Source organism: Microvirga aerophila (assembly GCF_003332305.1).
GTDB lineage: Bacteria > Pseudomonadota > Alphaproteobacteria > Rhizobiales > Beijerinckiaceae > Microvirga > Microvirga aerophila.
Genome location: NZ_QOIO01000131.1, coordinates 1 through 4,813 on the forward strand (window position 1 = coordinate 1; position 4,813 = coordinate 4,813).

The 4,813-nt window shown below is 59.1% G+C and carries 6 protein-coding genes; 2 read left to right on the top strand and 4 right to left on the bottom strand.

Annotated features, from left to right (window positions below; genetic code table 11):
• The 3 genes from DRB19_RS28895 to DRB19_RS28905 all read right to left on the bottom strand — a co-directional run.
• On the bottom strand, positions 1-241 hold a 241-nt coding region (locus tag DRB19_RS28895), incomplete at its 3' end, for an IS630 transposase-related protein (RefSeq protein ID WP_245439419.1).
• Between the two features lie 52 nt (positions 242-293).
• Positions 294-482: a hypothetical protein gene (locus tag DRB19_RS28900; RefSeq protein WP_114189395.1), complete on the bottom strand. Its 189-nt coding sequence runs from the start codon at positions 480-482 to the stop codon at positions 294-296.
• A 300-nt stretch (positions 483-782) separates the two neighbouring features.
• Positions 783-1,031 (bottom strand): ParB N-terminal domain-containing protein, encoded by a 249-nt coding sequence (locus DRB19_RS28905; RefSeq protein WP_114189396.1) that lies wholly within the window; start codon positions 1,029-1,031, stop codon positions 783-785.
• Positions 1,032-1,286: 255 nt separating this feature from the next.
• On the opposite strand from DRB19_RS28905, the gene DRB19_RS28910 reads away from it, so the two are divergent.
• Together DRB19_RS28910 and DRB19_RS28915 are read left to right on the top strand one after the other, a co-directional pair.
• Positions 1,287-2,318 carry a lipid II:glycine glycyltransferase FemX gene (locus tag DRB19_RS28910; protein ID WP_114189397.1) on the top strand — a complete coding sequence of 344 codons (1,032 nt, stop codon included), beginning with the start codon at positions 1,287-1,289 and terminating at the stop codon, positions 2,316-2,318.
• 393 nt (positions 2,319-2,711) lie between these two features.
• Positions 2,712-3,083 (top strand): VanZ family protein, encoded by a 372-nt coding sequence (locus DRB19_RS28915; protein WP_245439905.1) that lies wholly within the window; start codon positions 2,712-2,714, stop codon positions 3,081-3,083.
• Positions 3,084-3,980: 897 nt separating this feature from the next.
• On the opposite strand, the gene DRB19_RS28925 is transcribed toward DRB19_RS28915, so the two are convergent.
• Positions 3,981-4,813, bottom strand: an 833-nt coding sequence (locus tag DRB19_RS28925; RefSeq protein ID WP_114189399.1) for an IS701 family transposase, incomplete at its 5' end; no start/stop codon positions are given.

The window sequence follows — 4,813 nt, forward strand, 5'->3', positions numbered from 1 at the left end:
TGGCGGGGTGTGCCTCGACGGCTTGGATCAGGAAGGTCTCATAAGGCACCAGTTTGCCACCTCCCGGCGGACGGCCTTGGCGGGCGGGCGCCGGCGAGCCGAACCGCCGCTGGCGCTGCATCAGCTTGATGGCACAGCTGTCCCTGACGCCAAAGTGGCGGGCCGCCGTCCGGCAGGAATGGCCCGCCTCGACGAAGGCTGCAACCCGCATACGAAGATCGAGAGAATAGCAGTGACCCATGATCCACCTCCCGTCCGACGAAGTGAATCACAGATCACATCAACCCAGAACCCTAAGAGTCGAATTTCCAGTCCGATGCTTTAGGCCAGCGATGGTGGTGGAGGTTCTCCCGCTCGCCAGATTGGACCGTAACCTCCAAAACGCGCACTTCATCATCCTCGTGCAGCAGGCGGTGGTTGGCCGGTGCTGCGACCAGTGCGTCCAAGTGGGGTGACCATTCCGTTTCGTCGGCCTCGGACATGCGATCCTCCTTTGAGGAGCTACGCGCGTATGATGCCATAAGCGCCGCGCGTGTCGGTGCAATCCAGAAATGGCACTCAGCGTGCAAAGTCGACATGACACCCTGGGTCTAAAAATGGCTCATACGCAACACGCCCGCTTGCACGCAATGTGCAACGGCCAAGGTAAACAATCGGTTTGTACCATTATAAATCTCGATGGCCTCGCCGGTGCTTTGCCCGGGTGATAGCTTCGCAGCCTCGGTTCTGAACTCCTCTTCCATCTCTTGGCCGTTCGAGCTGGCCCACCTGGGGTCATCAGCTCAATGCTGACGCGCCTGAACGAGGTAAGCTGAGACGGTTGTCTCCCCCAGCGCCTTGCAGGCTTCCAGCCGGTGCAGCCCCTCAACCAGGACAAAGCGCTCGCCGTAAGGCCGCACCAGCACAGGCGCTTCCTGGCCTTGTGTCAGCATGCTCTCGGCAAGCGCTTCCACCTTCTTCGGATCGAGGGTCTGCCGTCGTTTTACCGGCACGTAGATGTGTTGGATCGCGAGGGCCTGTTTCTTCAGCATCGTCTCATGTCACTCCGTCGAGCGATGAATTTCTGATTTCATAGTCAGTAGGAGATCTTCGGACCTTGAGGTCGGCGAACTGTACAGCCCTAGAAAGAGCCGCTGGTCTAATCCCCTTTGATAATTCAATTGCAAGCTGTATCGGCAACAATGAAAGCCTCCCTGGTTTGCGCCGAACAGGGGATCATGGGGATAGTCAAACGCCCGTTTTAAGCGGGGACGGAACCACCTGTGTCGGGCGAGTGGGAGGTCGTTATGAGCGCTCAGGCAGCCGTCAAACTCCCATCTTGGGAACCTGACAAATGGAAGGCATGGGACACGTTCATTGAGGCAAGGGCTGATCCGGGCTTCAGGCAACTGTCATGGTACACAACACTGAAGATCGATGATGGGTGGGAGCGGTTCGGGACAGTGCTGCGGGATGGTGACACCATTGTCGGCGGTGCGATAGTTCTCGCGCGCCCGTTCGCCCCAGGCAAGTGTTTCTACTTCATCCCTGACGGTCCAGTTTTCCTGGACGAAGACACCGCTGCCGAGCAGGAGCAGGTTTTTCGTGCTGTAATGTCATTCATCGAGCGCAAGCGCCAGACCGAGCAGCGAGTGATCAGCCACCTAGCCATCAACCCACGATGGGAGCACGTGCCTGATTTTGTGACGGGGTTCCGGGAGTCCAGCCGTTACTATGGGACACCCCGGGATACGCTCTACGTCGATTTGAGCGTTCCTGAGAGCGACATCCTGGCTCAGATGAAGCCGAAGGGTCGGTACAACATCGGCGTGGCTCAGCGGCATGGTGTCTCGATCATCGAGGATGTCTCCCAACGCGGCATCGAGGACTTTGTGTCTATCTATCGCGAGACCTTCGATCGTAAGGGCAGGCGTGGACGCAGCTCCAGCTACTTTCATGATCTGATCCCACGGCTTCTGGCTGCCGATCGAGGCTCGATCTTCTTTTCAGAATACCAGGGCACGAGGATTGCAGCGGCACTGGTGGTGTATGGCGGTCACGCGGTAACGTACTACTACGGCGGCTCACGCTCTACGCACCGCAACGTCATGGCACCCTACCTTATTCACTTTGAAATTATGCGCGCAGCAAAGAGGCGTGGCTGCGGGTTCTACGATTTGTTCGGTGTCACCCCGCAGGGCACAACGGACGACGGATGGCAGGACATCAGCGCCTTCAAGCGCAAGTTCGGAGGACGTGAAGTGCGACTCGTTCCGACGCTGGAGCGAATTTACGATCCTGCTGCCTATCGAGAGTGGGAGGAAGCTGAGGACGAGTGAGGCTTTGACACTCTAATGGCTCCAGATAGTTCAGTTCAGGATCTGCCGATCCTTAGGCCATCCAGACCAAACCGCGCCTTCACGCAGATTAAACAGGGCCATCCTATAAAGGCGCCTGTCGGAAATTCACGGTTGGCAATAAAACGCCCCAGCCGAGGGGGTCGTGGACCCTCGGCTGGGGCATCATCCAATACCTGGGGGCAGTGGATTGGTCGGGCTGGGATGCTACGCGCCCGGTGCAAGCATCATGCAACGGCCAAGGTAAAAATTCCGTAGCCGCTCGCGGCCGTTCCATACTGGCAATTATGCGAAATTACGCAGTCCTTATGTGGGGCATTTAGAAGCCCGAAAAAGCCATGCACAATCCCGGCACAATCAGCTAAACCGCTCCCCATGACACCCAAGGTTTTCTTCCGACGGGTTGCATGGCTGCTCGTCCTAGCTATTGCGACCTTCACCCTAGCGCCGATCGAGCTTCGGCCCGTCACAGCGGCTCCGGTCAGCCTGGAGCGGTTTGCGGCCTTCGCGGCACTTGGGGTCGCGTTTTGCCTCGGCTACCCGAAACACCGCCTCTCCATTCTTGTGCTACTGCTCGGGATCGTTGGCTTTCTTGAGGTTGCGCAGAACTATGTTCCAGGCCGCCATGGGCGCCTGCCTGACGGCCTCGTAAAGGCGTCAGGCGCCCTCCTCGGAGCCGCTTCCGCCGCCTTCATTAGCCGCTGTGGCGGCCTTCTCCGCGAAACCGGAGCGGATGAGAAACGCTAGTTCGGTTTGGCCCGAGGGGTACGCCCTGAGAGGACAATAGGATATTGCTCGTTGGCATCCGGTCCATCTGGCATAATGAGCACAGAAACGGCGTGTCCTTGAGAGGCCAGGGCATGTGCGGCGTTGAAGGCTGAATTTTCAGCCTCCTCGCGCGTGGAGTACGAAATCTGGGTGCGATCCCCGTACGTGACCAACCACTCATTCTGAACTTGGAACACAACAAAGCGCTCAGTGTGCGTTGAGAGCATTGCCGCCTCCCCTTGAGGTGTGCAACTGCAATGCTAGCATCAAAATCAACCAAGCGGCTGATCTATAGGGCGAGCCCGTCGACTACTCAGAGTGGGCGGCTATCCCGAAGGATAGTGATCCTCCATAAACGAGGAATGCCTCCAAGCTTGCTGCCCGTTCCATACTGCGGCTTATCGGAAATTCGGGCCTTCAATTCTGACCTTATGAACTCTCCTCAGGAGCTGAAGCGCGGCCGAGTTCTTCCCGGATTATCCGACCTAGTTTTACCCCAATGCCGGGGAGCCGTTCGAGCTGATCTGCCACTGCTCTAAGATGCTTGATGGTTGTTATGCCTTCGTCCCTCAAGGTGTTCCAAACGGCGAGAGGGAGATGGAGGCCTCTGATTGGACCTCCCCAACGTTCGTTGAAGTGGTTGGGCATCTGCACTACTCCCAAGGTTGACTTTGTCGTCTTGGCTCAGGGGTGCGGCTCCCGAGGCTTGCGCGAGCGCAGAACATTAAAACTTAATCCATGTTAATTTTGGGGCATCGCGCGGGAGCACATTCAGGCAGTATGGACTAGCATTACCTTGGCACTCCTATGATTGGATCGAACGTGAAGTGGGCGCGGCAGAAGGGACATCGCAGGCGCATGGCATGCGCCAGATGATCAAGCAGCATGCGCCGAACGGCTGGCAGTGTCGGTTGTGGCGGTGGCCCGCCGGCTTTTCTTTTTTCCCCCGCTGGCAGCCTGCAAACGCAGGTGCTGCAGGAACAGATAGGCGATCAGCGTCATCAGCGCGTGTCGGTGCAGCCCGCGCCAGGAGCGGCCCTCGAAGTGATCGAGCCCGAGTTCTTCCTTGAGCTGCTGGTGCGCCTGCTCGCACACCCAACGGGCTTTGATGAGAGAGGCCAGCTGCTTCAGTGCTGTGTCCGGCGGCAGGTTGGACAGGTAGTATTTGCGCTCGCCTGAGGTGCGATGCTCGCCCACGAGCCAAACTTCGTCTCCGGGCAGATGCTGACCGGTCCGTCCCTGAAGACGCACCTCAGGCCCATCAGCCACCCGCACGCGCGCGGCAGCGAACTTCGCGCGCATCGGACCCTTGGTGCCCCGCCGCCAAGTAATCCGATGCCAGGACGCCTTCGCCAGCATGGCTTCGGCCGCGATTGCCTTCTGATCCGGGATGAGCGTTTTGCGCGGCCCTCCGCGCGTGACGGGTGGCGGGACCAACTTTACCTTGCTTGCATACACTTTCTGAATGCGGGGAATACCCACCGCCCAGAGCAGTCCCAGAGCCGTGAGCGCCTGACGGAAGGGCGCGCGGATGCCGTAGCCGGCATCCGCCAGCACGGCTCCGAAGCTCACGCCCGCTTGCAGCAGACGCTTGAGTTCCGCCAGCGCGATCTCCGGCTTGGCGCGCTCCACCCAGAACGCCTCGGGCACACCGGCGTGCTGCAGGCGCTCGGGATCCTTGATCCAGGTCTCGGGCAGAAACAGCCGCA